At 60.2% G+C, this 26,638-nt stretch carries 26 protein-coding genes and 1 pseudogene; 10 read left to right on the top strand and 17 right to left on the bottom strand.

What is annotated here, in order from left to right:
* Nucleotides 1-130 precede the first annotated feature (130 nt).
* The 10 genes from PB2503_RS11910 to PB2503_RS14995 form a co-directional block, all read right to left on the bottom strand.
* The gene (locus PB2503_RS11910; protein ID WP_013301513.1) at nt 131-454 is read right to left on the bottom strand and encodes a DUF736 domain-containing protein; all 324 of its coding nucleotides are present in this window, start codon (nt 452-454) and stop codon (nt 131-133) included.
* A gap of 456 nt (nt 455-910) precedes the next feature.
* On the bottom strand, nt 911-2,935 hold the full coding sequence (locus PB2503_RS11905) for a ParB/RepB/Spo0J family partition protein (protein WP_013301512.1): 2,025 nt from the start codon (nt 2,933-2,935) through the stop codon (nt 911-913).
* Nucleotides 2,932-3,405: a hypothetical protein gene (locus PB2503_RS11900; protein ID WP_013301511.1), complete on the bottom strand. Its 474-nt coding sequence runs from the start codon at nt 3,403-3,405 to the stop codon at nt 2,932-2,934. The genes PB2503_RS11905 and PB2503_RS11900 overlap by 4 nt, the downstream gene beginning before the upstream one ends.
* Nucleotides 3,402-3,596 (bottom strand): hypothetical protein, encoded by a 195-nt coding sequence (locus tag PB2503_RS11895; protein WP_013301510.1) that lies wholly within the window; start codon nt 3,594-3,596, stop codon nt 3,402-3,404. The genes PB2503_RS11900 and PB2503_RS11895 overlap by 4 nt, the downstream gene beginning before the upstream one ends.
* 5 nt (nt 3,597-3,601) lie before the next feature.
* The gene (locus PB2503_RS11890; RefSeq protein ID WP_013301509.1) at nt 3,602-4,165 is read right to left on the bottom strand and encodes an antirestriction protein ArdA; all 564 of its coding nucleotides are present in this window, start codon (nt 4,163-4,165) and stop codon (nt 3,602-3,604) included.
* A 527-nt stretch (nt 4,166-4,692) separates the two neighbouring features.
* Entirely contained in the window at nt 4,693-5,517 is an 825-nt protein-coding gene (locus PB2503_RS14160) for a DNA -binding domain-containing protein (RefSeq protein WP_013301508.1), read from the bottom strand.
* 52 nt (nt 5,518-5,569) lie between these two features.
* On the bottom strand, nt 5,570-6,397 hold the full coding sequence (locus tag PB2503_RS14155) for a DNA -binding domain-containing protein (RefSeq protein WP_013301507.1): 828 nt from the start codon (nt 6,395-6,397) through the stop codon (nt 5,570-5,572).
* A gap of 185 nt (nt 6,398-6,582) precedes the next feature.
* On the bottom strand, nt 6,583-7,182 hold the full coding sequence (locus PB2503_RS11875) for a cation efflux transmembrane domain-containing protein (RefSeq protein ID WP_013301506.1): 600 nt from the start codon (nt 7,180-7,182) through the stop codon (nt 6,583-6,585).
* Nucleotides 7,183-7,666: 484 nt separating this feature from the next.
* Nucleotides 7,667-8,808, bottom strand: a protein-coding gene (locus PB2503_RS11870; RefSeq protein ID WP_148235142.1) for an IS3 family transposase whose coding sequence is annotated in 2 segments (ribosomal slippage) — nt 7,667-8,544 and nt 8,544-8,808 — 1,143 coding nt in all. Because the reading frame shifts where the segments join, the coding sequence is not laid out codon by codon here.
* A gap of 35 nt (nt 8,809-8,843) precedes the next feature.
* Nucleotides 8,844-9,182, bottom strand: coding sequence for a hypothetical protein (locus PB2503_RS14995; RefSeq protein ID WP_013301505.1), 339 nt, complete (start codon nt 9,180-9,182; stop codon nt 8,844-8,846).
* Here PB2503_RS14995 and PB2503_RS11860 point away from each other — a divergent pair.
* The 4 genes and pseudogenes from PB2503_RS11860 to PB2503_RS15200 form a co-directional block, all read left to right on the top strand.
* Entirely contained in the window at nt 9,102-10,079 is a 978-nt protein-coding gene (locus PB2503_RS11860) for an efflux RND transporter periplasmic adaptor subunit (protein ID WP_337998496.1), read from the top strand. The genes PB2503_RS14995 and PB2503_RS11860 overlap by 81 nt on opposite strands.
* A gap of 12 nt (nt 10,080-10,091) precedes the next feature.
* The gene (locus PB2503_RS11855) at nt 10,092-13,205 is read left to right on the top strand and encodes an efflux RND transporter permease subunit (RefSeq protein ID WP_013301503.1); all 3,114 of its coding nucleotides are present in this window, start codon (nt 10,092-10,094) and stop codon (nt 13,203-13,205) included.
* Nucleotides 13,189-13,437, top strand: coding sequence for a hypothetical protein (locus tag PB2503_RS11850; RefSeq protein WP_013301502.1), 249 nt, complete (start codon nt 13,189-13,191; stop codon nt 13,435-13,437). Before PB2503_RS11855 ends, PB2503_RS11850 begins: the two co-directional genes overlap by 17 nt.
* 72 nt (nt 13,438-13,509) lie before the next feature.
* Nucleotides 13,510-13,916 (top strand): annotated as a pseudogene (locus PB2503_RS15200) (cation efflux transmembrane domain-containing protein); the annotation flags it as partial.
* 9 nt (nt 13,917-13,925) lie between these two features.
* On the opposite strand, the gene PB2503_RS14885 reads toward PB2503_RS15200, so the two are convergent.
* Nucleotides 13,926-14,342 carry a MerR family transcriptional regulator gene (locus PB2503_RS14885; protein WP_013301499.1) on the bottom strand — a complete coding sequence of 139 codons (417 nt, stop codon included), beginning with the start codon at nt 14,340-14,342 and terminating at the stop codon, nt 13,926-13,928.
* An 80-nt stretch (nt 14,343-14,422) separates the two neighbouring features.
* Here PB2503_RS14885 and PB2503_RS11835 point away from each other — a divergent pair, with 80 nt between their 5' ends.
* The 6 genes from PB2503_RS11835 to PB2503_RS11810 all read left to right on the top strand — a co-directional run bounded on the left by PB2503_RS11835 (nt 14,423) and on the right by PB2503_RS11810 (nt 18,867).
* Complete coding sequence (locus PB2503_RS11835; protein ID WP_041535673.1) at nt 14,423-14,797, top strand: mercuric transporter MerT family protein; 375 nt, start codon at nt 14,423-14,425, stop codon at nt 14,795-14,797.
* Between the two features lie 14 nt (nt 14,798-14,811).
* Complete coding sequence (locus tag PB2503_RS11830) at nt 14,812-15,135, top strand: heavy-metal-associated domain-containing protein (RefSeq protein ID WP_013301497.1); 324 nt, start codon at nt 14,812-14,814, stop codon at nt 15,133-15,135.
* Between the two features lie 88 nt (nt 15,136-15,223).
* Complete coding sequence (merF, locus tag PB2503_RS11825; protein ID WP_026180822.1) at nt 15,224-15,463, top strand: mercury resistance system transport protein MerF; 240 nt, start codon at nt 15,224-15,226, stop codon at nt 15,461-15,463.
* A 144-nt stretch (nt 15,464-15,607) separates the two neighbouring features.
* Nucleotides 15,608-16,957: a dihydrolipoyl dehydrogenase family protein gene (locus PB2503_RS11820; protein WP_013301495.1), complete on the top strand. Its 1,350-nt coding sequence runs from the start codon at nt 15,608-15,610 to the stop codon at nt 16,955-16,957.
* Between the two features lie 59 nt (nt 16,958-17,016).
* Entirely contained in the window at nt 17,017-18,468 is a 1,452-nt protein-coding gene (gene merA, locus PB2503_RS11815; RefSeq protein ID WP_013301494.1) for a mercury(II) reductase, read from the top strand.
* 60 nt (nt 18,469-18,528) lie between these two features.
* The gene (locus PB2503_RS11810; RefSeq protein ID WP_013301493.1) at nt 18,529-18,867 is read left to right on the top strand and encodes a YnfA family protein; all 339 of its coding nucleotides are present in this window, start codon (nt 18,529-18,531) and stop codon (nt 18,865-18,867) included.
* A gap of 70 nt (nt 18,868-18,937) precedes the next feature.
* On the opposite strand, the gene PB2503_RS14600 is transcribed toward PB2503_RS11810, so the two are convergent.
* The 6 genes from PB2503_RS14600 to PB2503_RS11780 all read right to left on the bottom strand — a co-directional run bounded on the left by PB2503_RS14600 (nt 18,938) and on the right by PB2503_RS11780 (nt 26,570).
* A complete protein-coding gene (locus PB2503_RS14600; protein WP_148235279.1) occupies nt 18,938-19,501 on the bottom strand; it encodes a copper-binding protein in 564 nt (187 codons plus the stop codon).
* Complete coding sequence (locus PB2503_RS11800) at nt 19,482-19,982, bottom strand: copper-binding protein (protein WP_013301491.1); 501 nt, start codon at nt 19,980-19,982, stop codon at nt 19,482-19,484. The genes PB2503_RS14600 and PB2503_RS11800 overlap by 20 nt, the downstream gene beginning before the upstream one ends.
* Before the next feature lie 94 nt (nt 19,983-20,076).
* Entirely contained in the window at nt 20,077-20,292 is a 216-nt protein-coding gene (locus PB2503_RS11795) for a hypothetical protein (protein ID WP_013301490.1), read from the bottom strand.
* The gene (locus PB2503_RS11790) at nt 20,289-23,504 is read right to left on the bottom strand and encodes an efflux RND transporter permease subunit (protein ID WP_013301489.1); all 3,216 of its coding nucleotides are present in this window, start codon (nt 23,502-23,504) and stop codon (nt 20,289-20,291) included. The genes PB2503_RS11795 and PB2503_RS11790 overlap by 4 nt, the downstream gene beginning before the upstream one ends.
* Nucleotides 23,497-25,359, bottom strand: coding sequence for an efflux RND transporter periplasmic adaptor subunit (locus tag PB2503_RS11785; RefSeq protein WP_041535000.1), 1,863 nt, complete (start codon nt 25,357-25,359; stop codon nt 23,497-23,499). The genes PB2503_RS11790 and PB2503_RS11785 overlap by 8 nt, the downstream gene beginning before the upstream one ends.
* On the bottom strand, nt 25,356-26,570 hold the full coding sequence (locus PB2503_RS11780) for a TolC family protein (protein WP_049782010.1): 1,215 nt from the start codon (nt 26,568-26,570) through the stop codon (nt 25,356-25,358). The genes PB2503_RS11785 and PB2503_RS11780 overlap by 4 nt, the downstream gene beginning before the upstream one ends.
* Between the last annotated feature and the right edge of the window lie 68 nt (nt 26,571-26,638).

The following is a 26,638-nucleotide window of genomic DNA, read 5'->3' as shown; positions in this document are numbered from 1 at the left end:
CCCAAAGAACCCTCACGTTAGAATGCAGCGCTGATAGGCGTATCAGCACCTTCGTTGCAGACCCTTTCGGCATGAAAGAAGACCGCTCCGGAGGTGTCTCCGGAGCGGCTTGGCAAGGCTGTGATCTACCCTAGTCGCGCGCGTTCCAGAGAATGACGTGCCGGCCTTTCTTGCCCTTGACCGGGGCGAGGTTTGCGAAAATCCGGCGCGGTCCGATCTGCGGGTCTGCCAGCGTCAGCGAGACATAGTCGCGTCCCGATGCCTTCGACTTGCGCATCCAGCCGCCGCCGATTTCGGTCGAGGTTTCACCGGCATAGATGCGGTAGTCCGGATGTCCTTCTTCGGTCTTTTCTGCATTCTTCTCGATGCGGATTGCGGCAGAGAGGTTCATCATTGCGAGGGTGCCTTCAAAGCCGGACTTGGTCTCGCTGACATATCCGAGTGCGTTTGCCATAGGGGTCTCCTTTTCTTTCCTTGGCGTGTCTCCCGGGGACCCCTTGTCCCCGTCGACGCCGGACCGCCCGGACGGGGGCTGAGCGGCTAGAACCCGATAGGGGCGAAGCGCATGCGGAGCACCGCCTGGGGCGATGAAATTTGCTGCGCGAGGAGCCGCAAAGCGGCGGGGAAATTTCTTTGCCTCGGGCGGTTTCATGGCCGCTCAGTCCACGTCCAGGTCTTCAAGGCAAAGACGGGAGCAAGGGGTCCGTGAAATGCTTTGCGGGAAGAATTCAGGCTCCTCCTCATGCGCATCTCGATTGTCCATCGAGACCTCAAGACGCGCGATTTTTGTGAAGGCATTTCATGGGTCGCCCAGGTTTTGGAGCCACAATCCCCAGTCCCAGAAAGCGGAAAGCCGCCCGGTGATACCCACCGGACGGCTCCTCAAGCTGGCTGAACAGGAGACGATTATTCAGGCAGCGTCCTGTCGCGTCTCAGGTGTCTCATCGGGCGTGGCTGCTGCCTCCGCTTCGAATAGTCCCGCGATCCGTGTCCATGCATCGGCAGGTGGTGACCCGGCCCCTTCAACAAGGCGTGTCGGCGGCACCTGCATCCAGCTCGGTCGCCAGTCAGGATTGGCCTCGCAACCCTCCCCGCTGATCCGGTTCGCAAGCACCTGCTTCTGCGCCTTGCCCGTCTCGGCGCGGCAGGAGTCCGCGAGCGACAGGGTTGCAATATCGCCAATCATCGCATTGATGGCGCGCTTGTCCTTGGTGAGATCGAAGAAGGCCTCGTCTGGTTTCCAAGCCGCCGAAAGATCGGTGCCGCAGACATGCAGGACGGCTTCCACGATGCCATTTCCGGCCTCGAGTGTGCGGGCCATCACCGTCGCAAGCACCTGCAACACTTCCCCGTCCGACATGGCGAGCAGCGCGGAGAAAAGCTCGCACAAGCGGTAGTCATCGCCGTTCCGGCGAAGCGCTGGACTGACGTTGAGCGCCTTGAACAGGGCGTCGATCTGCGCCGTCGCTTCGGCCAGTGCAGCTACAGATACCCCGCTTTCCACACTCGCCTGCGTCTCATCCTTGCGGGCGCGAAGTTCGAAAGGCCGGACATCCCAAAGCGCGCTCCCCGCCATGGCATGCGCCACCATCAAGCGGAGAGCAATCGCGGGGGATGTGGCCAAACTCGCCTGAGCAGCTGCGTGGCGATGAAGCAGGATGTATTCCGCGAGCGGGCCGGACATTTCTGGCCGAACGGCTGCCGGAACGGCATCGCCTTCACCCTTCGAACCCTGTTGCCGCTTGCGGGCCTCGGCCGAGGTTACTTGTCCCTCGTGGAACTGGACCGTCCCGTCATGGCGGATTTCGATGAAGACCTTCCCGCCATCTTCCTTGGCGCACTGGACATACTCCCAGCGGTGGAAATACGCCCCGCGCTCAAGGCAGATAACATCGCTCCAGCCGTCGGCCCTGTGGGCCTCGACCCGCTCGGCAATCGCGGCGGATTGTGCCTTCCAGAACTGATCCGCATCCGCAAAGACGCCATGCTCGCCAAAGAGGTCGGCAGTGACCTGTCCCTCATAGGCATCAAGATCGAACAAGGCCTTGTCGGTCGTGATCGTCGTTCCGCCCGTGATCCAAGCCTTGCACGACCGCCCCATCGGGGCGCGTTCGGTTTCGCTCTGGAAGAGACGGAACCATTCGGCCTGCTGTTCTGGCGTCGCAAGCGTAAGCGCGCGGATCGTTTCGCGGTCCAGTTCGTCTTCGGCGTAGAGTTTCCGTATCGGTTCGTCGAGCGAAGCAAGCGCGAGCACACGGCGCACCAGAAGCTCAGTCACTCCGAAGAAGCTGGCGATATCCTCCAGCGCCTTGCCTTCATCGTTGAGGCGCTTGAACGCCTCATATTGCTCCATTTCTGTCGCAGGCAGGCGTCCGACATTTTCGATGACAGATGCCGCAATCGCGGAGGCCGCATCCTTTTCAGTCATGATCGCGCATGGAACGAACGGCACCTCGCCCGTCTCCTTCGCGATTTCTTTGAGCGCAAAAAAACGGCGGCGTCCGGCGATGACGCCATAATATTTGCCTTCGCGGCGAACGAGCAAAGTCTGACGCAATCCGCTCTCCCGGATGGACGGCAGAATGTCGGATACGTCCGGCTTCTTGCGCCCATGCCGCATATTGAGTTTGGAAATCCGAAGCTCGTCGAGCGGGATGTGTTTGAGGTCGGGCTGTGCCATGGAGGTCTCCTTTTCTGGCGGGTAAAGCGCGAGACCCAGCGCCCACGCGGGGCCTCTCCAGTTGATCTTGGTGAAGGGAAAGCCGTCCGCGTCCCGGCTTGGTTGGGGGTCGGTCTCGCCCCAGTCATAATCGCGGATCGTGATCAGCGGCGCGCGGCCCTCGACCCAGATTTCGGCGACTTGGGCCTCGGCAACGACAAGCGTCATACGGGGCCGTGGGCCGAGCAATTCAGTGAGGGTGCGGGCCGCGCTCATGTCGCGGCCCAGCCTGTCACGGTCGCCGCAAGCCGCGAGGCTGCGGCACGCCCTGCGTCCAGCGCCTCCGGCAGCAGCTCGTTCGCAACCGTGGTGAGATAGCTGTTATCCGTGCCGGGATAGTTGCATTCGACGCCCCAGAGGCTGGCGGCATGACGGTCCAGTTCAATGCCGTCGCGCTCGACCGAAAGCACGATCCCGCAATAGAACCACTCGCTCTTGCGCCATGCTTCCATGACGGCTTCCGCCTTGGCCTGCGCCACGGCGAAGCGCTGGCGGAAGCTGTTGCCCGGCCCGATGAAGCCGGGCGCATCCTTGTAGAGCGACGGCCAGAACCCATCCTGCCGCTGGTCCGGCGCATCGAGGCAGTCATCGGCAACAATCCGGGCCGTGACAATGAAGCCCTTTGCCTCGCAACTGATCGCATCGCCTTCGCAGGCGTAGGCATCGAAGTGCTCGGTAAAGCTCATGACGCCCTCCGAAGCTCGAATCCCATCCGGTCGCAGAGTGCGCGCAGCTCGCGCGCCTCTGCCTCGTCGAACTCGTCACCGGACTGGTGATAGATCGTGCCCTGCGCGAACCCTTGCGGGGTCTTCACGACATGCGCCCAGCGATAGGGGCCAAGGCCATCTTCGCGCGGTCTTGCCTGAAATCTCGCCATGGCGCTCACCGCGTCCAGAAGACGTGAACGACTTCGAACCCTGTCTCGAACACCATGATGTCGCCACCCAGCTCCATGTCGCGGGCGAGCGCCGACCAGTCGATATAGTATTCGAGGGCTGCGGGAATTTCGGTGCCGGTGTCGCGGTGCAGGTCCTCGGCGAAGTCTGCCCGGCTCGCATAGGTGCCTGCATAATCGTCGAAGGACGCTTCGGCCTGCTCAAGGTCGTCGCCAAAATGGCGATGGACCAGCGCGCCGAGCCTGCCATGTTCGGCAATGAAGTCGGCCAGATTGCAGACCGTCTCGAAGCTCGCATATTCCGACAGGTGCGCGCCTTCGAAGCCTTCATAGTCATGGATTGCCCATTCTTCGGCGTCCGGCAGCGGCGACGCCGCCAACATAGCGCAGACCTCGGCCATCACCTCATCAGGCGTCGTCGCGTCGATCCAGCGCCCGTGCAGGCAGCCATTATTGTAGGCGGCAAGACAGGCCACATAGATACGGGGGCGGGTTTCAGGTGTGGGTGCAGCGTCTGCCGCAAGGGGGGCTGAAGGTTGCGGTGCGGTCATGGCGTCAGTCTCGTCTCCCCGCCCAAATGTCCCTCCCGCATCAGGCGGGGGTGGGCGGCGAGAAGGCCGGCAGGCCGGACCCATTAGCCGGTTGGGCAAGGCGGAAAGGTAGGACGCTGCGACCGCTTCCAGACACCTTCAGTCCCGGCGCCTTGCGCAAGCGGCGGGTCCGGGCAGACCGGTCGTTCGCCCACCTCCGTCTGAGAGGGAGATTGTCATGGACGCCAGGAAGACCGATGCGGACCAGGCTGCAATGCGCTTCAGCTTTCACCGTCAGACGATCATCGAAAACGTCATAGGTCCGCTTTCAAAGGCCACGCAGCCTGTGACCCCTCTGCATTGCAGTGGGAAGCGCAGGCTGGCGCGATCACCGGCGAGACACCCGCATGCCGCTGGGCTGCCCGGAAGGGCAGGCCAGAGGTCCGGAGACGAGCCGGGCCGCTGGCGGCGTGCCGCCCGCGAAACAGCCCCCTCGCGTCAGCGAGGGGTGATCGCCGGATCAAGGTCTGATGCCAAATTGGATCTGCTCAGGTCTGTGCAGTCAGGAGGTCCCTGTATCCGCCATCCCGGAGTTCACGTCCTCGCACGAGGGCGCGGCGCATTTCGTCTTTCATGGCCCGGCTGGGGCTCTGCCAGGCTTCGGTGGCGCGATCCTCGCCATAGATGATGGCAGCGGTTTCAAAATAAGTTAGACCGGTCTCATACGCATCGAGCGCAATGAGCGCATTGCGAAACGCAAGCGATGAGCGTGTCCAGGTGTCGTTGAAACTCGAATCGTCCTTGCCAAGAATACGCTGAGCCTTGCCGATGACTTTAAGTGTTTCGTCCATGCTCGACACATTATCGATGATCAGTTTCATGCGGACGGGTTCGACGCTGAGTAGTGACAGACCAGAACAAGCGACCTGGATGCTGTGGCCGTGCCCACGGATCATCAGGTATTCCCGGCCGACGCGATCTGTGAGGTGGGTGACTTCACACACATTGATCGTCTGATCGAAAATATCGTCGCGCTCGCTCGGATGACGCGGTACGACCTGCATGGTCAGGGCGCGAGCATAGAGGGCAGGGATCCAGAAGACGTCGGCCTCATAGCCATTCGCGTCTATGTCGGGAAAGAAAACCAAGCCGAATTTCTCAGCGTCGATCTGGTCGCATAGCGGCCGGAGCAGCCGGATGCCATGACAGGCTGGCTTTTCAGATATCTGTGAGTCGCCAGCCCGCAGGGCGGCTTGCCTGAATTCGCTATTTCGCCGAAGAAATTCCCAAGCCCAGCGACTTCTGGAGAGTCGGCAAGTATAGGCGTAGTCATCCAGATCAATACGGACCGAGGGTGTGTCGGCGGGACTCATCAGGTGCCTCCTTCACAAGCGGGTGCTGCAAAAGAGGTGCCAAAATTCTACTTCAGGCTAAAAGAAGCGCGTTTTCGACGGGTCCGAGAAGCGTTGCATAACCGCCGTCCCGCAGGTCCCGGCCGCGGGCAAGGGCACGTCTCATCTCGTCTTTCATCGCTCGGCTTGGGCTGTCCCAGGCTTCGCGGGCCCGTTCTTCGCCATATATGAACCCCGCCGTCTCAAAATATGAGAGTTTGGCATCATGACAATCGAGTGCGACCAGTGCATTGCGAAGGGCCAAGGAATGGCGAGTCCATTCCGGGATATCCGCCTCTGCTTGCGGGTCATAGACACGCTGGGCGCGCTGGAGCGTTTTCAGCTTGGCCTGGAATTCGTCGAGACTGTCGATGATGAAGCTGAGCTTGACAGGTTCGCGGGCCAGAAGTGACATGCCCGTGCAGAATACCTGAATGACGCAGCCATTTCCCTTGAGAAGAAATTGTTCGCGGCCGGCGAGGTCGGTGAAGTGCGTGATCCTGCAGATGCCAACAGTGCGATCATAGAATTCACAGGATTCATTAGGACCACTCGGAGAAACTTGCATGTGAACCCGCCTCGGATAGAGACCTCCCGACCAGAACGCGTCGGCTTCAAGGCCGCTATCCTCTGGATCCGGGAAGAAGGCGAGCCCCCATCGCTCAGCAAGCGCCTGAGAGGCTCTAGGGCGCACGAGGGTGATCTGATGGCAGGCGGGAGCGAAACTAAGCTCACTCGCGGAAGGAAGCGACGAGTCCTCAAGAAACCGGCGGTTTCGGCGCAGGAACTCCCAGGCCCATCTGCTGTCTGACAACAACCATGTGTAGTCATAGGCACTTATATGATCTGCCAGCCGGGACATTTGTCCTCGTTTCCCAAGAGAGATTCAACTCAACAGGGAAAGCAAATTCAATGCCGGAATAGAAAGTTGATCGAGTAAATATTTGTTACGGTAACGCTTGGGAACCCATCATGCGAGGCCCAGTGACGCTGCGCGCGCACCATTTTGAGAATTTTACGCACTTGTTTCATTCCGGGTTTGGGGCATCATCCTGACTGATGCTTATCAGCATGCGCATCGCGCAGAATATCGATTCCACCATATACCGCAATCGCCGCGACTCCCAATCCGACAAGCAGATCTGGCCAGTTGGACCCAGTCCACAGTACGATTACGCCCGCGAGAATGATCCCCCCATTCGAGATGAAGTCATTGAAACTAAATGTTGTAGCGGCTCGCAGGTTTACATCCTTCTTTTCTATTTTTTTCAAAAGCCAGAGACAGATCAGATTTACAACACCTGCAATCGCGGCCATTGCCAGCATGATGAGACCGAGGGGTTCAGATCCTTCAAAGTATCGACGGATTGCGTCGCCGGCGACGCCGACGGCAAATACAAGAAGCATTCCACCTGACAGTCGAGCGGCGTTGCGTTTCCAGATCTGCGAACGTGTAAGTGCAAGCAGGCTCAAGCCATACACAATCGCGTCCGAGGAATTATCCAGCCCGTTCGCCAGGAGGGCATTGGAGTCGCCGAACCAGCCTGTGACAAAAAAGCCAATGGCTATGAGTATGTTTAGCCATAGTACAATTTGAAGAGTTCGGCGCTCGTCTGACGTCTCGATTTTCAAGTCTTCGCTACCCATCCTATGATTTTACCATGCGTTGTCTGTGAGGGGAGATGCACCGTAAGAATTTTATCGAAGCGTCTCCGTTAGAAAGCTTTGTATTGCGAGCGTATTGAGGATAGCTGGAGTAGCGGTAGGGCCCTGTGGTGGCAAGTGTGCCCTTGGCTCCTGGTGTCTCGTCGAAACCGAACCGGAAATCTGCGCGCCAAACCACCATATTCGCGATGATGAGAGGGGCAAACCCGAGGCCGAATATCGCCCAGCAGGGTACGGGAGCGGTTGCCCTACCTGAAGCCCCAATCGACAGCGCCGCTCCGAAATTCGTGATCGTACCCTTCCAGATGATTGGTGCCACGAAACGCGAATAACGCTGCGGGAGCCAAATTCTCTGCGCGGGGAAGGCTGCAGACCAAATAGGAATCACAGCAACTGCGCCACCTGTGGTGGCCTGACCCCACGAGGTGGTCCAACGGTAGCGTTAGACCTGGCAGGTTAGCGGGGCTCATGCCGCCGCACCTTCATAGTAAGGCGGCGGGAGCCCCGCGGGCAAGATGGTCTTCGGTGCGGGCGGGTTGTACCCCAGCGATGAGTGTGGCCGCAGCTGATTGTAGTGGCGCCTCCACCACTCGATGAGGGCCTTCGCTTCCTTCAGTGTATAGACGATTTCCCGGTCCAGGAACTCGTCCCTGAGTTTCGAGTTGAAGCTCTCGCAATAGCCGTTCTCCCATGGTGAGCCAGGCTCGATATACAGTGTCGTCACGCCCAGCCTGCCGAGCCATCCCCGGACAGCCGTAGCGATGAACTCTGGTCCGTTGTCGGAGCGAATGTTCTCCGGTGGCCCGTGGATGAGGAACAGCTGAGAGAGCTCTTCGAGCACGTTTTGCGAGTTGAGCCTTCGCTCGACGCGAATCGAGAGGCACTCTCTCGTGAACTCGTCGATGATGCAGAGCATCCGATAGACCCTTCCATCATGGGTCCGGTCCTGGACGAAGTCGTAGCTCCAGACGTGGTTCGGGCGCTCCGGCCGAAGCCGCACGCACGACCCATCGTTCAGCCATAGGCGCCCGCGTTTCGGTTGTTTCTGCGGTACTTTAAGCCCCTCCCGCCGCCAGATGCGATAGACCCGCTTCTGGTTCACGTGCCATCCGTCGCGCCGGAGCAATGCAGTCACCCGGCGATAGCCATAGCGGCCATACTGCTCAGCTAGCTGAATGATGGCACCGGTCAGCGCCTTCTCGCCAGGACGGCCCGAAGGACGCTTCCTCTGGGTCGAACGGTGCTGACCCACCACCTCGCAGGCACGGCGCTCTGAGACGCCATGCTCCTTCGTGACGTGATCGACGCATTTCCGACGGCGGTCGGGGCTCAGAAGTTTCCCTTTGCGGCCTCAGAAAGAATGAGCTTGTCCAGCGTGAGATCCGACACAGCCTTCCGTAGGCGTTGGTTCTCTTTCTCAAGCTCTTTAAGCCGCTTCGCCTGATCGACCTTCAGACCGCCATACTCCCGTCGCCACCTATAGTACGTCTGCTCGGTCACACCGATCGCCCGGCAGGCAATCCCGATGGTCTCGCCCTTCGCCAGGCGCACCTCGACCTCTCGCAAATGACCGATGATCTCCTCGGCCGTTCGTCTCTTCCGTCCCATTCCTCAGCTCCTTCCATGGAGCCAAGTCTAACACATCAACCGGACCACTTTTCGGGAGGCAGACCACGCCCCCACAAGCCGAAGATGGCCATGACGACCACGAAGACGGTAGTGATGAGGAGCATGAAAGCCATGATGAGGCCGATGGCGACGATCATGAGGGACATGAAGAAGGAGGCGGTCATACCGAACACGAAGGTGAAGGCGGCGATCATGTCGAGCTGACCGCCGAGGAGGCGGAAGCTGCCGGTATCCGGACCGGGCGAGCCCAGACCGGAGCGGTTTCGGGCCAGCTGGAACTGCCGGCCGAGATCCGTTTCGATGCGGACCGTGTCGCAAGGGTCTCGCCACAGGTCGAGGGCACCGTTGCCCAACTTTATGCAGGCGAAGGCGATATCGTGAAAGCCGGCGCCACGCTTGCCCGGCTGACCAGTCGTGAACTCGCCGGCCTAAAGGCCGATTATCTGAATGCCCTGAGCGCCGAGCGCCTCGCGCAAGCCGAGCTTGAGCGTGAGGAAAACCTCTGGGAGCAGAAAATCACCGCCGAGGCCGATCTGCAGTCGGCGCGTGCGGCATTCGCCGCAGCCAATGCCGGCCGGGAAGCTGCTGAAAACAGGCTTCATGCGATCGGCATTGGTCATGGCACACTGGACAAGCTTAATGAGGCTGCGGATGGGTCGCTTGCACAAGCCTATGTGACGGCTCCCCTTGCCGGAGAGGTGATTCAGCGGAGCGTTTCTCTTGGAGAAACCGTATCGGCTGGCGGCGCGCCCATCTTTGTCATCATCGATGATAGCGTCGTCTGGGCCGACATCGCCGTCTACAAGGAAGATCTCGGCAAGGTCAGCGAAGGCCAGACCGTGACCTTCCAGCAGGAAGATGGCCGCGTCCTGGCCGAAGGGACAATTTCAAATGTCCTGCCTGTCATCAATGAGGCATCCCGCACCGCGACCGCGCGGGTCATTGTCGACAATGCCGAACACAGGCTGAAGCCCGGTCAGTTCGTAACGGCGCGGATCGACACGGGAGAGGGGCGCTCCGTCGTGCGCGTTCCCTCCGATGCGATTGTCAGTGTTGAAGACAGGATGTCGGTCTTCGTCCCGACGGATGACGGGTTCGAACCGCGCGAGGTCCGGACAGGAGAGAGTGCAGGCAGCTATACCGAGATCATTTCCGGGCTCGAGGCCGACGAAGCATTCGTTGCCGAGGGCGCCTTCACCCTGAAAGCGCAGCTTGAAAAAGACGCTTTCGGCGACGGCCACGCACACTAGGAGACCCGCAAAATGATCAATTTGATGCACCGCCTTGCGGGTGGCCGGCTGCTTGCCGCCATGGCCGCACTCGCCCTGTCGATCGGGGGGCTGTTTGCCTTTCGCAGCCTGCCTGTCGACGCTTTTCCCGATCCCTCACCTTCTCTGGTCCAAGTCTTCACCGAAACTGAAGGCCTGTCGCCCGAAGAGGTCGAACGCTATGTCACCTATCCGATCGAGACGGCCATGTCCGGCCTCCCCAAGGTCGACGAGATCCGCTCGACATCCAATTTTGGCCTGTCCGTCATCAATATCTATTTCGAGGATGGCACGGACGTCTATTTCGCCCGCCAAGTCGTCGGCGAGCGCCTCGGCGAGGCCGCCGACGCCATTCCCGACGGCTTCGGCACACCCAAGATGGGGCCGATTTCGACCGGCCTTGGTATCATCATGTACTACCGGCTCGTCGATGAGACCGGCGAGCGGTCGCTGGTTGAGCTGCGCGAGATTGCCGACTGGATGATCAAGTATCCGCTTCAGTCGGTTGAAGGGGTGACGGAGGTTCTGTCACTAGGGGGTTTCGAGAAGCAGTACCAGGTCCGCCTCGATCCCGATCAGCTGACATCCTATGACCTCAGCGTCGGCGAGGTGATTGCCGCCCTGGAAAGCGCCAATCGGACGGCCGGCGCGCAATTCATCGAAATTGGCGCCGAACAGTACACGGTGCGCGGGGTCGGGCTCGCTCGATCTCTCGATGATCTGCGTGAAACGCCGGTCAAGACCGTGGATGGACGAACCGTCCGCGTCAGCGACCTCGGTGAAGTCGCGATAGGTGGCGGCGTCCGGCAGGGGCTCGCAACTGCCAATGGCGAAGGTGAGACCGTGGCCGGTCTCGTCCTGAAACTTTATGGCACCAACACGTCTGAGGTGATCGAGAACGCTCAGGCGCGCTTCGAAGAGATCAACCTGTCGCTTCCCGACGGTGTCAAAGCCGTCCCGTATTATGATCAGGGCACGCTGGTGAAAAAGGCGGCTGCGACCGTGACGACCGCGCTCTGGCAGGGCGCGCTCCTGGTCGCCGTCATCGTCTTCCTGTTCCTCGGCGGCTGGCGGCCAAGTCTTGTTGTCGTCATGGCTATTCCCTTCTCGGTCGGCTTTGCCTTCATCGCGATGAAGGCCCTCGGCATCGGGGCCAATCTGATGACGCTGGGCGGGGTAGCGATCGCCATCGGGATGATGGTCGACGGCGCCATCGTCATCGCCGAGAACGTGGATCGCGGCTTGCGCGAACGACGCGAGGGTGAAGATAGCCGCACGACGGTCGCGCGAGCGAGCGCCGAAGTGATCGCGCCGCTAATTGCTGCCGTCGCCGTGGTGGTCATCGTCTTCCTGCCGCTCTTTTCGCTACAGGGCACTGAAGGCAAGACGTTTCGGCCGCTCGCCGCTTCTGCCGCGCTCGCCATGACAGGGTCGCTGATCTATGCCGCGCTCATCGCTCCGGCGATGGCGCTCGGCCTCATGCGTCCGCCCAAGAGCAATAGCCAGGAGAGCGACAGCCGGCTTGTTTCGCTGATCAAGCCGCTTGCGGCCTTCTTCGTCCGGCGACGTCTCGCGGCGGTCGGGCTAGCAGGCGTCCTGCTTCTGGTTGGGGGGCTCTCTGCGACACGCCTTGGCTCGGAGTTCACGCCTGCGCTGGAGGAAGGCGATGTCCTGTTGCGTGTGACGATGGCGCCGTCCATCTCACTAACCGAAGCAAAGGAAACGTCGACCCGCATCGAGACAAGACTGCTTGAAGCCTTCCCCGAGATCAGTTCCATTGTCAGCCGGATCGGTCGTGGGGAAGTCGGCGCGCATGCCGACCCGGTCAACAGTATCGAGGCCTTCGTGGCGCTCAAACCCCGAAGCGAATGGCGCAATGGCATCAGCCCGGATGAACTCCGGGCGTCGATCTCCGAGAATCTCGGCGGCTTTCCAGGCGTCAGGGTCAATGTTGGCCAGCCGATCGCCATGTCTGTTGATGAGCTCCTGACCGGCACAAAGGCGCAACTGGCGGTCAAGATCTTCGGTCCGGATACGGCGGTCCTGCTGGAAGGCTCGCAGGACTTGCAGTCCATTCTTCAGGAGGTTCCTGGGGCGACCGACGTCCAGGCCGATCAGATCACCGGCGCGCCGCAGCTTGTGGTCTCGCTCAACCGTCCTGCGCTCGGCCGGTATGGACTGAGCGTGGAGGAGGCGCTCGATGCCTTGCGTTCCGGCGTCGGCGGGGCAGAGGCTGGTGCCGTTTTCGAGGGAGTGCGCCAGTTTCCCGTCATCGTGCGCTATGCCGAAGAGGACCGGGACACGCCGGAGGCCATTGGACGGATTATTCTGGAATCGTCCAGCGGCGCACGGGTTCCACTCGAAAGCGTGGCAAACATCAGGGAGATTGTCGGTCCACGTCAGATCACGCGCGAGAATGGTGAGCGATTCATCACCGTTCAGCTCAATGTGAGAGGACGCGACATTGGCAGCTATGTCGCTGATGCGCAGCAATCGGTCGCCAGTCAGCTCGACCTGCCGGCTGGTTATCGCGTCGAATGGGGCGGACAGTTCGAACTCCAGCAGGAAGCGAATGCGCGGTTCGCCGTCGTGATTCCGATCACGCTCGGTATCGTGTTCCTGATCCTGCTATTGACGTTCGGGCGGATGAAATCGGCCATCCTGATCCTGCTCAACATTCCGCTGGCGCTGACCGGCGGGGCGATGGCGCTCTGGCTTGCTGGCCTGCCGATCTCGGTGCCCGCCACGGTCGGCTTCATTGCCCTGTTCGGTATCGCGCTCGGCAATGGCATGGTGCTGGTCAGTTTCATGGATGATTTTGCCAGGGAGGGCCGTGGTCGCGATGAACTTGCCGTCGAGGCGGCAGGCTTGCGGGCACGTCCTGTGCTGATGACCGCCCTTACGACGGCGCTCGGCCTTGCGCCGCTGCTCTTCGCAAGTGGTGTCGGTGCTGAAGTGCAGCGGCCACTGGCCACGGTGGTCATGGGCGGGCTGGTCTCCTCGACCGTGCTCACTTTGCTGGTGCTACCCGCCCTTCACCGCTGGTTCGCACCAAAGCCCGACGCGCACCATTCCTTGTTGGAGGCCGAGCATGTTCATCCATCGTGAACTTCGCTTCGCGGTCATGTCCGTTTCTCTCGCAGCCCTGGCCGGCTGCGAGAGTCTCGACAACGTGATGGGGGCCCTTTCGAGTGAGCAGGCGGCCAAGGTGCAGGAGGAATGCGGCCTGATACCACCAAAGAGTCGTGTCAAAAACGCGGTGCACTCGCGGCGACGCGCGTATCTCGAGTGCAAGCGCAAGGTGCTGGAAGAGGAGGCCGATCCTGAGCCACGCACATGATCATGACGATCTTGATCCCGCGAGCGATGATCGTCGGGTCTCCATTGCTATCTGGTCAATAAGAGTGTCATACGAATCACTGATCCGCCCGCCGTTTGTGGCTGGATGATCGTTATTCGTGGCGGTGTTGCGCTGGTCATTGCCGAGCTTACAGCCCTCCTGATCTATTCGGTGCAGAATGGGAGCGTGAATATCCGGGCGCTCCTCCTTCACAATCTGTCCGACGCACTCGCATCTGTAGCCGTGGTTGCGGGCGACGCGCTCATCCTCATCTATGACTGAAAACTGTTCGATCCGTTCGTGACGATTGGTGTCGCGGTAACATTCTCTGCCTGTCGTTCCGCGAAATCGGCGGGCCGATCCACATGTTGTGGCTAGGTAGTCCGCCGGACATTGACAACGGTGCCGTCATTGAGGCGATGCGGAGCGGTGATGGTGTCGTGGGTGTCCATCATTTTCATCTCTGGCAGATGCAGGAGCCCCTTTTGTCAGCTATCTTCGAACAGTTTGTCGGTGAGTGCGCAATCGGGTGTTTCAGCGCCGGTGCAACCAGCCATGATCTCGCCGAGCCGTCGATCCATCTGCTTCAGATCGGCGATGCGTTTACGGATATCGCCCCGATGTGCTTCTGCCAGCGCCCTGACCTCCGCGCAGCTCGGCCTGCCATCATTGATGCCAAGTAGCGAGCGTACATCTTCCACGGAGAAGCCGAGGCTGCGGGCTCGCAATATGAAACGCAGTCGTACCTGATCTTCATTTGAATACAGCCGGTGGCCACTGGCCGTGCGGGCCGGTTCGGGCAGAAGGCCGATCTTTTCATAATAGCGGATCGTTTCAAGATTGCAGCCGAGCCGCCCGGCCAGTTCAGCCCGTTTGAGTGCTGCTCGCGGCGATGTGATGGCCATGATGAAATACCCGCTTGTGTCTGTACCAACTACAGAGCGTAACGTGATCATGATCAATAATGCAATGGGAACAGCTGGTCATGGCAGATACGGAAAACAGCCCAGCAAATGAGCGTCGTTCAAGGTGGCTTGTTGCCGGTGGCATGCTGGGGGCATTCCTTGCATCATCCTGCTGCATCGTGCCGCTTGTGCTGATCAGTCTCGGTGTTTCCGGAGCGTGGATTGGCCAGTTGACGGCGCTGGAACCCTACAAGCCCCTTTTTCTTCTGGTCGCGATCGGATTTCTCGCGGCTGGGTTCTGGGATGTCTATTTTCGAAAAACCAGTGTCTGCGAGGATGGTAGCTATTGCGCCCGTCCGCAGTCGTCAGTCGTCAAGCAGGTCGCCCTGTGGAGCGGCGCGCTTGTCGTGCTGGCGGCCTTGACCATCGATGTATGGGCACCGTTATTTTACTAGCCAGGGAGACAAGTATGAAACGCACATGGATGATCGCCGGACTGGCAGGTCTGGCACTCGCGGGGGGGCTCGCAGTCGCCGGCGCGCAGAATGCTCCGGATGCCTCGGTGGAGGTCGAACAGGCGACAGCCCGTTTTACGATCGGAAACATGACCTGCGCGACATGTCCGATTGCTGTCAGGAAAGCGATGATGCGTGTCGAGGGCGTTAAATCTGTCGATATCGATTATGCGGCCAGGACCGCAGAGGTGGTTTACGATACGGCGGCGACAACGCCTGTGCTGATCGCTGCGGCTTCAACCGATGTAGGATACCCGGCAAGCGTTACGGACGGTTGAACACGCAGCATCTGGAATATCCTGATGAGGCACCTGCCAGTCGATGTTCGCATACATCGTCAGATCTTCACACAAGGCTTTCACTTTGATGTCAAAATGGACTGACCGAAAACTGCTGATAACGGGTCTGGCCGGTACCGTCATTGCGGCACTTTGCTGTTTCACACCGATACTCGTGGTGCTGCTTGGCGCTGTGGGCCTGTCGGCAGTGCTGGGCTGGATCGACTATGTGCTATTGCCCGCGCTTGCCCTGTTCATTGCGCTGACGGTCTATGCTGTCTGGCGCAGGCAGAAGCGGCCATGCAGCCCTGACGGAAACCAATCATGATGGCTCAATACGTGCCGCGATGAGCAGGATCGCTTCCGGGTGGAGCAGCAGGCAGGTGCCGATTGTGGAAGGGGGCTGGATCTTTTTGAACGGGTCTCGGGATCTTCCGCGCAGGGCAATCAGCGCAACCAATGGAGACATGCCATGAAAGACGCATATGACCTTATCGTGATTGGCGGTGGAACCGGTGGCAATGGTGTCGCCCGGATGGCCGCAAAGGCGGGCTGGAATGTGGCGAGCATCGATAGCCTGCCTTATGGTGGAACCTGCGCCCTGCGCGGCTGTGATCCAAAGAAGATGCTGGTTGCGGTCACAGAAGGCGTCGATTGGGCAGACAGGATGAAGGGCAATGGGCTGAAGATGCAGCCTTCCGTCGACTGGCCGGAGATGATCGCCTTCAAGAGAACATTCACCGACGCCATGCCGCCGCGTATCGAGGCGGGAATGGAAAAGGCAGGCATTGATGTATTGCATGGTGAAGCGCGGTTCACAGGCGCGGACAGTATCGAGCTGAATGGCGAAATCCTGCGCGCGAAACATTTCCACATCGCCACCGGCGCACGGCCGATAACGCTGAACATTCCTGGCGAGGCGTATCTGACCACCAGCACCGAGTTTCTCGAACTAACCGAGCGGCCAGACCGGATCGCTTTTGTCGGCGGTGGCTTCATCGCCATGGAGTTCGCTCATATTGCCAGGCGCGCCGGGGCCAGCGAAGTTACTGTACTCGAAATGGCCGAGCGCCCCCTGGGCACCTTCGATGACGACCTGGTTGAGATACTTGTGGAGGGCACGGAAGAGCTTGGCATCGACTTGCGCACCAAGGCGAAAGTGCTGGCGATCGAGAAACAGGGCGAAGAATTTATCGTCACTGTGGAAGGCGCGGGTGGTGCCGAAACCTTGACCTGCGACCTAGTGGTGCATGGCACGGGCCGGGTGCCAAATATTGACGGGCTGAACCTTGAGGCTGCCGGCGTCGAGTACACCCGCCGGGGCATTCAGGTGAACGCCTCGATGCGCACGAGCAATCCCGCGGTCTTCGCCGCCGGCGATTGCGCCGACAGCGGCCCCAACCTGACCCCGGTATCTGCCTTCGAGGGGCGTGTGGCGGGCAAGAACCTGCTGGCCGGAAAGGACGAGCGACAAGTCAAATACCCGCCGATTCCCTCAGTGGTTTTCACTTTGCCAATGGTTGCCACCGTTGGCTTGTCAGAGGCGGCGGCCAGGAAACAGGGTCTGAAGTTCGATATCCATTTTGAGAAGACCCATGACTGGTATTCGTCAATGCGCGTCGGCGCGAAGCGAACCGCGTACAAGGTGCTGGTCGAACAGGACACCGGAAAGATCCTGGGCGCACATCTGATCGGACCGGGGGCTGAGGAACAGATCAACCTTTTCGCCATGGCCATGCGCGCCGGGCAGACCGCCAATCAGATCAAGGCGATGATCTTCGCCTATCCCAGCTACGCCTCCGACATCGGGTCGATGGTGTGATTTTGAATACTTGATCGAGGCCGCGTCGCCATGTCTGGTCACAAGCCAAGGAAGAAATAATGAATCAAACCGTAAAGACAGGCGATTGCTGCTCCGTCAATAAAAACGGCGACGACAGCTATGACCTCATCGTCATAGGTGCTGGCTCGGCCGGGTTTTCGGCTTCGATTAGCGCGGCCGAGGCCGGCAGGCGCGTGGCCATGGTTGGGCATGGCACCATCGGCGGCACCTGCGTCAATGTCGGCTGCGTGCCGTCCAAGGCGATGATACGGGCCGGTGAAGCGGTGCATGCTGGTACAGCGGCGGCACGGTTTCCGGGCATTGAGCCCTGTGCGCACAGCGTGGACTGGTCGGCGGTCGTCAAGGGCACGGCCGATCTGGTCGACGAGATGCGCCAGAAAAAATACATCGACCTGCTGCCTTCCTATGAGTATGTCACCTATATCGAGGAAGGTGCCGCACGCCTGGTCGAAGGCGGCATCGAAGTCGGCGGGCGGATCATCGCTGCACCGAAGGTTCTGATCGCCACCGGCTCGCGCCCTTTCTTGCCGGAAATTGACGGGATCGAGACCGTGGAGGCGCTCGATTCCTGGGACCTTCTCAGCCTGCCCGATCAGCCCGAAAGCATCCTGGTACTGGGCGGCGGCTATATTGGCTGTGAACTGGCGCAGATGGCGTCGCGGCTGGGCGTCAAGGTTACACTGGTCACGCGTTCGCGCCTTCTGCCCGGCGTGGAACCGGAAGTGGCCAAGGCGTTGACCGACGCGTTGAAGGCTGAGGGTGTCGCGGTCGAGACCGGCCTGTCCTACCGATCGGTGAGACGGAGTGACGGCGGCGTCACGCTGACAATCGAACGGGGTGGAAAGCCCGTGACCCTCTCCGCGCAGCGGCTTGTGGCCACCACTGGCCGGGTGGCCAATTCCGAAGACCTCGGCTTGCGCGAGTTCGGCATCGAGACCGATGCGCGTGGATCGATCAAGGTCGGAGCCGACATGGCCACAACGCGGCCTGGCGTCTGGGCAGCGGGTGATGTCACCGATCGCGACCAGTTCGTCTACATGGCCGCTTATGGGGCCAAGGTGGCGGTCAACAATGCGCTCGGGCTTCAGGATTTGCGCTATGACAATGCGGCCATGCCCTGGGTCGTGTTCACCGATCCGCAGGTCGCCGGCGTCGGCCTTTCCGAGGTGCAGGCGAAGGCAGCCGGTCATGACGTCAAGACCAGCGTGCTGACGCTGGACCACGTGGCACGCGCCGCCGCCGCCCGCGATACCCGCGGCGTCATCAAGCTGGTCGCGGATGCGAAGACCGACCGCCTCCTGGGCGGACAGATCGCGGCGCCCGAAGGGTCTGATGCGATTCAGACGCTGGCTATGGCGTTGAAGTTCGGCATGACGAGCAAGGCGCTTGGCGAGACAATTTTTCCATACCTGACAACTGTTGAAGGGTTAAAATTGGCGGCACAGACGTTCGACAAGGACGTGGCGAAGCTTTCATGCTGCGCAGGCTGAAACCAATTTTAACCGCAACGGGGCCTCGCCAGTCCAGCCAGATCAGGTAATGCCCCAGCCATGGATATTCGCGCGACGTTGTTGATCTATGCTGGCGCGGCAACCGCCGAAATTGCCGGTTGTTTTGCATTCTGGGCCTGGCTGCGGCTTGGAAAGTCCGCTTTCTGGCTGGTTCCGGGGATGATATCCCTTGTTGTATTCGCTTGGCTGCTGACACTGGTGGAAGCGTCTGCAGCCGGGCGCGCCTATGCCGCCTATGGTGGGGTTTACATAACTTCCTCGCTCATCTGGCTATGGACCATTGAGGGGATTCGTCCCGACCGCTGGGATCTGATAGGGGTTGTAACCTGTCTGATCGGGGCTGCGGTTATTCTTTTTGGTCCGCGCATGCCAGTTTGACGCTATGGCGAAACGGGTCTTTATCGTCTTCCCTTTAGCTCGATCGGGGACAGTGCCGGAGTATGCCGCCTTACTGATCTGGAGGGTTGTGCGGATAGACCGTTTCTTGGTCCGGGCAGTCGCGGCCATTCGCGGGAATGCTGCAAATTTCCATGATGCGATGAGAACCGTCCCGGCCCCGTTTGACCTGGAAGATCACGTCATCGCCTTCAGAGAGGTCAGTCAGCTCAAGATCGCCCATTAAAGCGAAACTCATGGTCATCGCGCCCATGGCGATGCCTTCGAAAGGGCCATGGTCGATGGTGACCCGGCCGTCGTCGCGATCAAGGGATGTGATCCTGCCCGTGGCCCGTCCAGTATCGCCGGGCATAGCTTCATCTGCCTGTTCGAACGGTTCAGGCCTGGTCTGGTCCGCAGGGCCGGATGCTGGCGGCGTTCGGCTTTCGGGGTCACTGCAGGCTGTCAGGGAAACGGAACCTAACAAGAAGGCGGTAATCAGAATTCTTTGAGTCATTGGGATTTCCTGGTGAACTAATCGGGAGACGCAGGCATTCCGGCCGCGGAACGCGGCCGGAACCTGATTTACGAATTTTTTGCTTGAAACAGAGGACCGGCTAGTGATCGGTGTCGTCATGATCCTTGCCTGACATGCCGGACATGGATCCGTGTCCGCCCATGTTGCAGTCCATCATGCCTTTGCCTTTCATCATCGACATCATGGATAGCTTGAAAGCATCCGGATCGCCGCCGATCGGCATCATCATGGCGATATCATAATTGTCGCTGTCGTCCTGCTTGAGCATGAAATGGACGTTGTCGCCATTCTCGAATTTGTCGAGCGCAACCATTCCGCCGACCTCGAAGTCCATTGTCATTTCACCCCAGCCGATCTTCTTGATCGGATCGTGTGAAATATTGACGGTTCGGGCATCCAGATCGACGCCGTTAATGACGCCAAAGCCGGGCGCCATGTCGCCGCAGCAGCTCATGCCGGACATGTCCATGTCTTTCATGCTGTCCATTTTCATGCCGGCCTCCTGGGCGAGCGCCGGACCAATCAGGGCCAGTCCGAGGATTGCGCCTGTGACTGCTGTCTTTCTGACGAGGGTTTTCATCGTTTTCTTCCTTTTTGATTGTCAGGCGCGGCTTTCAACAGAGGCCCCCGATGCGCGCCGGGACGGGGGAATAGGGTGGATGGACACGGGACTATTATTTCGACCTCAGATATTTGATGAGGGCAGCGATCCCGAGCAGGAGGAGGAGCACAGCAAGCAGCATGAACACCGTGCCGAACAGGCCGCCACCCATCATGCCGCCGTCGATCATCATTCTGCCTGATGAGCGATCCTGCGCGGCCGCCGGCAGCATGGCGCTACTCAGAAGCAGTGGAAACAAAAGCGGAATTTTCAACAGGTGTCTCGTCATGGTTTTTCTCCTTCGGGGGTGAATGAGCCGGCCCGGTTATCCGGTTCGGCCCGGGGTAAATCTGATGGAATCTGCAGCCCGACCCGGATGTAGTAGATGGCCGGGATCACGATCAGGGAGAGGATGAGGGTTGAGGCCATGCCGCCAAGCATGGGCAGGGCAATCCGGCGCATGACGTCCGATCCGAGGCCGTCGGTCAGGAAGATCGGGGCAAGACCTGCAAAAATGGTCGTGACCGTCATCAACTTCGGCCTGACGCGCATGGCCGCGCCCTTGCTGACAGCTGCGAAAAGCTGGCTCCTGTCAGACGGGTTCGCCTTTCGGACTTCCGCGTCGATATAGAGCAGCATCACGACGGCCGTCTCGACAGCGATGCCGCCCAGGGCGATGAAACCGACCGCGACGGCAACTGACAGATTGTAGCCTGCCAGCCAGACGGCCCACATTCCGCCGACCAGGCCGAATGGCAGGCTGGCCATGATGATCAGGGTCCGGTCGAGCCGGCCGAAATGTAGCATCAGCAGCAGGAAGATCAGTGCAATCGCAGCTGGAATGGCGATTTTCAGCCGCGCATTCGCTTCCTGCATCTGTTCATACTGTCCGGAGAACTCCACCGCATATCCCGCAGGCAGGTCGACGGCGTTGGCAATCACCTGTCTGGCGTCTGCAACATAGCTGCCCATGTCCCGGTCCGCGATGTCGACGAAAACCCAGCCAGTCAGCCTGGCATTTTCCGATCGGATCATTGGCGGGCCTTCCGCATAGGAAATGTCCGCCAGTTCGCTGAGAGGGATATGGGCGCCGGACGGGGCAGGCACGAGTATCTCTTCCAGGTCTGTGGCACTCTCACGAAATGGCCGATCATAGCGCAGGATGATGTCATAGCGTTCCCGGCCCTCGACAGACTGGGAGAGCGTCATGCCGCCCAGGGCGGTTTGGATCACGGACTGGAAGGCTGCCATGTCGATATTCCGCCGGGCGAGTTCGCCCCTATCCGGCGTGATCTCGAGATATTTTCCGCCCATGACCCTGTCGGCGAAGGCCGAGCGCGTTCCGGGTACGTCCGAAATGGCCGCTTCTATGTCCCGGGCAATGGTCTCAATCTCTGTCAGATCATCGCCCGTAACCTTGATGCCAATGGGCGTGCGCACACCTGTTGAAACCATGTCCATGCGAATCTTGATCGGATAGCCCCATGAATTCACGAGGCCGGGCATTTGCAGCTTGGCATCGAGCTCATCGGTGATGTCCTCGACCGTCACACCTGGCCGCCAATCCTCCTTCGGTTTCAGCTTGATCCATGTTTCGATCATGGTGAGTGGCGCTGGATCGGTTGCGGTATCGGCGCGCCCGGCCTTGCCGAAGACACGATCGACTTCTGGCACGGTCTTGATGACGCGGTTTGTCTGGCCAAGAATCTCCCGCATCTTGGTGGATGACACGCCGGGCAGGGTGGTCGGCATGTAGAGGAGCTCGCCTTCATAAAGGGCCGGCATGAATTCGGAGCCGATCCTCTGGACCGGCACGATGACACTGGCCGTCAGCGCGAGCGCAAGGGCGACCGTGATCCATTTGAACCTCAGGGCTAGATGGAGCAGCGGTTTGTAGGCCCAGACGAAGAAGGCGTTCAGGGGATTGGCTTCCTCGCGCCGGAACCGACCCCGCATCAGGTACAGCATCAGAACCGGGACAAGTGTCACCGACAGAATGGCCGCGAAGGCCATCGCATAGGTCTTGGTATAGGCGAGAGGACTGAAGAGCCTGAAGCTCTGACCGGTCAGGGCAAAGACCGGCAGGAAGGAGACCGTGATGATGAGGAGTGAAAAGAATATGCCGGGGCCGACTTCCTGAGCCGACTCGACCAGCGCCTGGCGGCGCACGCTCGGATCGGGTTTCGGTCCCAGATCCGCCAGTTTCCGGCTGGCATTCTCAACAAGCACAATCGAGGCGTCGACCATGGCGCCGATCGCGATGGCGATCCCGCCAAGTGACATGATGTTCGCTGTGACACCTTGCCAGGACATGATCAGGAACGCGCCGAGCACTCCGAGCGGCAAGGTGATGATGGCAACCAGAGACGACCTTACATGGAGGAGGAAGATCAGGATGACGAGCGCAACCGCGATGCCTTCCTCGATCAGCTTGTCTTTCAGATAATCGACCGAACCCTCGATGAGTGGCGCGCGGTCATACACAGTGACAATCTCGACACCTTCCGGCAGGCCGCGCTGGAGACTATCAAGTTTCTCCTTCACACGTTCGATCACCGACAGCGCATTCTCGCCATCGCGCATCACCACGATGCCGGACACCGTTTCGCCTTCGCCATTGAGTTCGACAATGCCGCGCCGGAGGGCCGGGCCTTCGACAATCCGGGCGACATGGCTCAGCTGGACGGGGGTGCCATCCTCTGCCTTGACCACGACCTGTTCGAGATCAAGTTTCTCATCGACATAGCCTGATGAGCGGATGACATATTCCGTTTCGCCCTGTTCGAGCACGCGGCCACCGACCTCGCTCGAGGCGGCGCGGACCGCGTCACGGATACGGGTGATCGACAGGTCGTAACTTCTCAGGCGATTGGGATCGAGTAGCACCTGGTATTCCCGGACAAAACCGCCGACCGAAGCGACTTCAGAGACCCCTTCCACTCCGGCGAGTTCAAGTTTCAGGAACCAGTCCTGGAGTGAACGCAGCTCGGCGAGATCGGTCTTGCCGGTCTTGTCGACCAAGGCATACTGATAGACCCAGCCAACGCCGGTCGCATCCGGTCCGATCTGGGGTACGGCGCCTTCCGGGAGTTCGGACCCCAGCCGGGACAAGGCTTCGAGAACGCGCGAGCGGGCCCAGTAGAGGTCAACATCATCGTCAAATATGACATACACAAAACTGGTGCCGAACATTGAGGAGCCGCGCACGTCCTTCGTCTTCGGCAGACCGAGAAGGTTCGTCGATAGTGGATAGGTGACGAGGTCCTCGACAATCTGCGGGCTCTGGCCAGGAAAATCGGTGCGAATGATGACCTGGGTATCTGTCAGGTCCGGCACTGCATCGAGCGGCGTGCGCTGGATCGCCATCCACCCGGTCACAGCCAGTGCAGCGGCGAGCATGAGGACGATGAGCTGGTTGGAAACCGACCAGGAGATCAGCTTTGCCACCCATGATTTGGAGGGGTCTTGCCCCGCGAGGTTTCTGTCGTTTCGTTCAGTCATGACTGTCCCCCGAATGCCCAGGGGCCTGGTCAGCGCCAGTCTCGCCGTCATTGGTCGTCATCGACATGCCGGCCATCGGGTTGAGCCAGTCAATCCGTTCGGCTCCATCTGCGCTGTACGGATTGGCTGGTTTCGCTTCTTCCTGCAGCCAGTACCGGCCCGTTGCGGTGTCCCGGTAGAGCACCAGACCAGCCTCGCTGTAATGCTGAGGTGCGCCTTCCAGCAGCCAGGGTTTCAAGGCCTCGACCAGGTCTGAGAGTTGTGTGGCAAGGTCTTCGCGGTCCGTGGCGTCCTGCGCGGCGGCGAGAGCGGTTTGCGTAGCATCCATGACCGGTGCCAGTTTCGTGTTCGCGTAACGGTCCCGCAGCACTGGCACCAGGGCGAGCGCCGGGTCCACGAATAGCGGATCGATGTCATACCCGTCTCTCAGGGCCTCGTGGAAGTAGAGCGCCATGTCAGTGAAGTGATCGATTTCGGCGAGGGCTTTACTGTCCACCGGTATATCGGAGAGCGGTGTTTCCGGACTGGCCGCACTCGCATCTGGAGCTTCCAGCTTGGCAAGGCCTTCTTTCAGGTTGGCTTCGCTATCGAGCAGGAACTGCCCGCTGGCGACGACCATGTCGCCGCTTTCCAGACCCGACAGGATTTCGGTCCGGCCATTGGCCGAAATGCCGGTTTGCACGGCGCGTCCGGAGAAGCGGCCATTGCCCTCGGCGATGACGACACGGGCGCCCTCGCTACCAAGCAGAATGGCTTCACTCGGAACCGAAAGACGCGGTCGGCCGCCGATATTCAGCCTTATGTCCGCATAGGCGCCCGGGCGAAGATAGCCCGACACATTGTCCACTTCGATCCGGACGTCGGCTGTACGGGTTTTCGGGTCGATTGTCGGATAGATATAGTCGACCTGGCCTTTACCGGGGGCATCGGGCGCGCTCGGAAAATCGAGTTCGGCCGGCATGCCTGCCTGCACTAGCGGCAGGTCGCTCTCCGGCACAGAGGCAATGACCCAGACATCGGCATAGGATTGCAGGCGCAGTATGGGTGTACCGGGTTTGACATAGTCGCCATTGCGGACCTGAAGCTCGGCAACCGTGCCGCCGGCTTCTGCGTAAACCGGAACACGTTCAATGACCTGGCGGGTTTCGGTCAGCCGGTCGATGGCCGCATTCTGCATGCCAAGGGAGCGCAGGCGCTGGCGAACCGACGCGATGCGCGCTTCGTTGCCGATCCTGAACGAGTTCAGATAATCTTTCTGCGCGGCGATCAGGTCCGGACTGTAGATCCGGTAGAGGAGACTGCCGGGGCGGACGGTGTCGCCCTCGGCATTGACCGCCAGGTTCTCAATCCAGCCTTCTAGCCGCGAGACGGTAACATTTTCGAGCCGTTCATTGGTCTCGACCGTGCCGAAGGCTCTCAGTACACGGCTGAAATCCCTGGTCTCGGCAGGTGCTGTCCGGATCCCCATGGTCTGGATCATTTCCGGCGAGACGGCCACGCCCGATCCGGTGTCATCGGCATAAACCGGGATGTAATCCATGCCCATGGAATCCTTTTTCGGAACGGGCGAGGTGTCCGGCTTGCCCATGGGATGCTTGTAGTAAAGGATTTCGCCTGCTGAGCTCGTTGGTTCCTGGGTCTTGTCGGCAGGCACCAGGTCCATGCCACAGATCGGGCAGGTGCCGTCCGGATCGGTCGAAATATAGTGAGGGTGCATGGGGCAGGTGTATCGTTGCGTCTCGCTCGAGGCGTTCGGTTTTTCACCCTGGCCGCCCGGTGATCCGCCCGGTGCGCCGCATGCGGCGAGCAAGAGGGCGGCAGATGCGGTGCCCATTATCAGGAATGTCTTTTTCATTGTGTCACCAGGAGGGCATTCAGGCGTGCGATCGCAGCGGCCTTGCGGGCCGTTTCAGCGTCGATTTCCGCCCGGAGTTTGAGAATGGCGATCTCGCCGTCGATGATCGGCGCATAACCGCCAACACCGGATTCATAAGTAATCAGCTGGGCCTCGACTTCGTCTTCGACGGCAGCAATCTTGACCTGCAGCACGTCGATACTGGCATCGGCCGCGCGTATAATGGCGTCCCGGGACGCATACTGGGCCGCCGCATTCCGTGCGGCAGCCTGGTAGCGTTGCTCGGCGCCGGCCCGCTCAGCCTTTGCGGCGCGCAAGTTCGGTGCCTGCTTCCTTTCGGCCCAGAGCGGAACCGTAAAAGTCACCATACCGGAGACCCAGTCATCCCCCGCGAACATCGCGCCTTCATCGCGCTGTTGATAAGTGAGCTGGGCCCCCCATTCTGGCTTCCAGGCCGCGCGGGCCTCGTCGATACCGTAATCGGTAACGCGGACGGCCGCGTCGGCAATGCGTACGGTATGGAACTCAAGCGCTGCGCCGGACCAGTCTCTTTCAGTCAGGGGAGGGAGGCCGGTTGAAGGGACCAGTCCGACGAGGTCGATCAGGCGCGCATCGGTCTCGGCTTCCTGCCGATCAAGATCAACAAGCGTCCGGGAAACTTCTGCCCGTTCGCTTTCAATTTCGGCAAGGCGATAGACGGCCGGGCGGCCCGCGTCGATCTCGGCCTCGACAATGTCGACAAGCTCGTCGTATTTGGCGTTTCGCGCTTCGGCTAGGGATCTCTGCCTGGTCAGTCTAGTCTTGTCAGCGAGAAGAGCGATGAGTTCGGCGCGCAAGGCCGCATAACGGGCATCGCGAACCGCCTCGGTCTGTGCTGACATAGCCCGGGCTTCACCGGCGCGGGCTTCACGGCCCGCGAAGCTCGGAAATTGTTGCCGAATACCAACGGCTTTATTGGTCGGCAAGTAACTGTCGAACGAGGGATCGAAAATCGGAAAGTTGTTGATCCCGAGGGATACGACGGGGTCCGGGAGTGCGGTTGAGGCGACAGCACGCTCCCGGTCGGCCTCGGCATCGTAACCGAGAGCGGAGAGGCTTGGATGGGCCTCGAGACGGGCTTCAAGCTCGGCAAATCTCTGAGCGTTGGCAACCGCCGCCAGGGGCACAGCGGCAAACGCTGCGACCAGCAGCATTCTTGAAATGTGGGGCATGATAAAACGGGCTCTTCTGAATTGTGTGAGACGATGACGACGGGCTGCTGTGGCAGCCGCAGGTCATC

The organism is Parvularcula bermudensis HTCC2503 (assembly GCF_000152825.2).
Taxonomy (GTDB): Bacteria; Pseudomonadota; Alphaproteobacteria; order Caulobacterales; family Parvularculaceae; genus Parvularcula; species Parvularcula bermudensis.
Note: the sequence above shows the minus strand (reverse complement) of the source record. Positions and strands in the feature narration are given on the sequence as shown.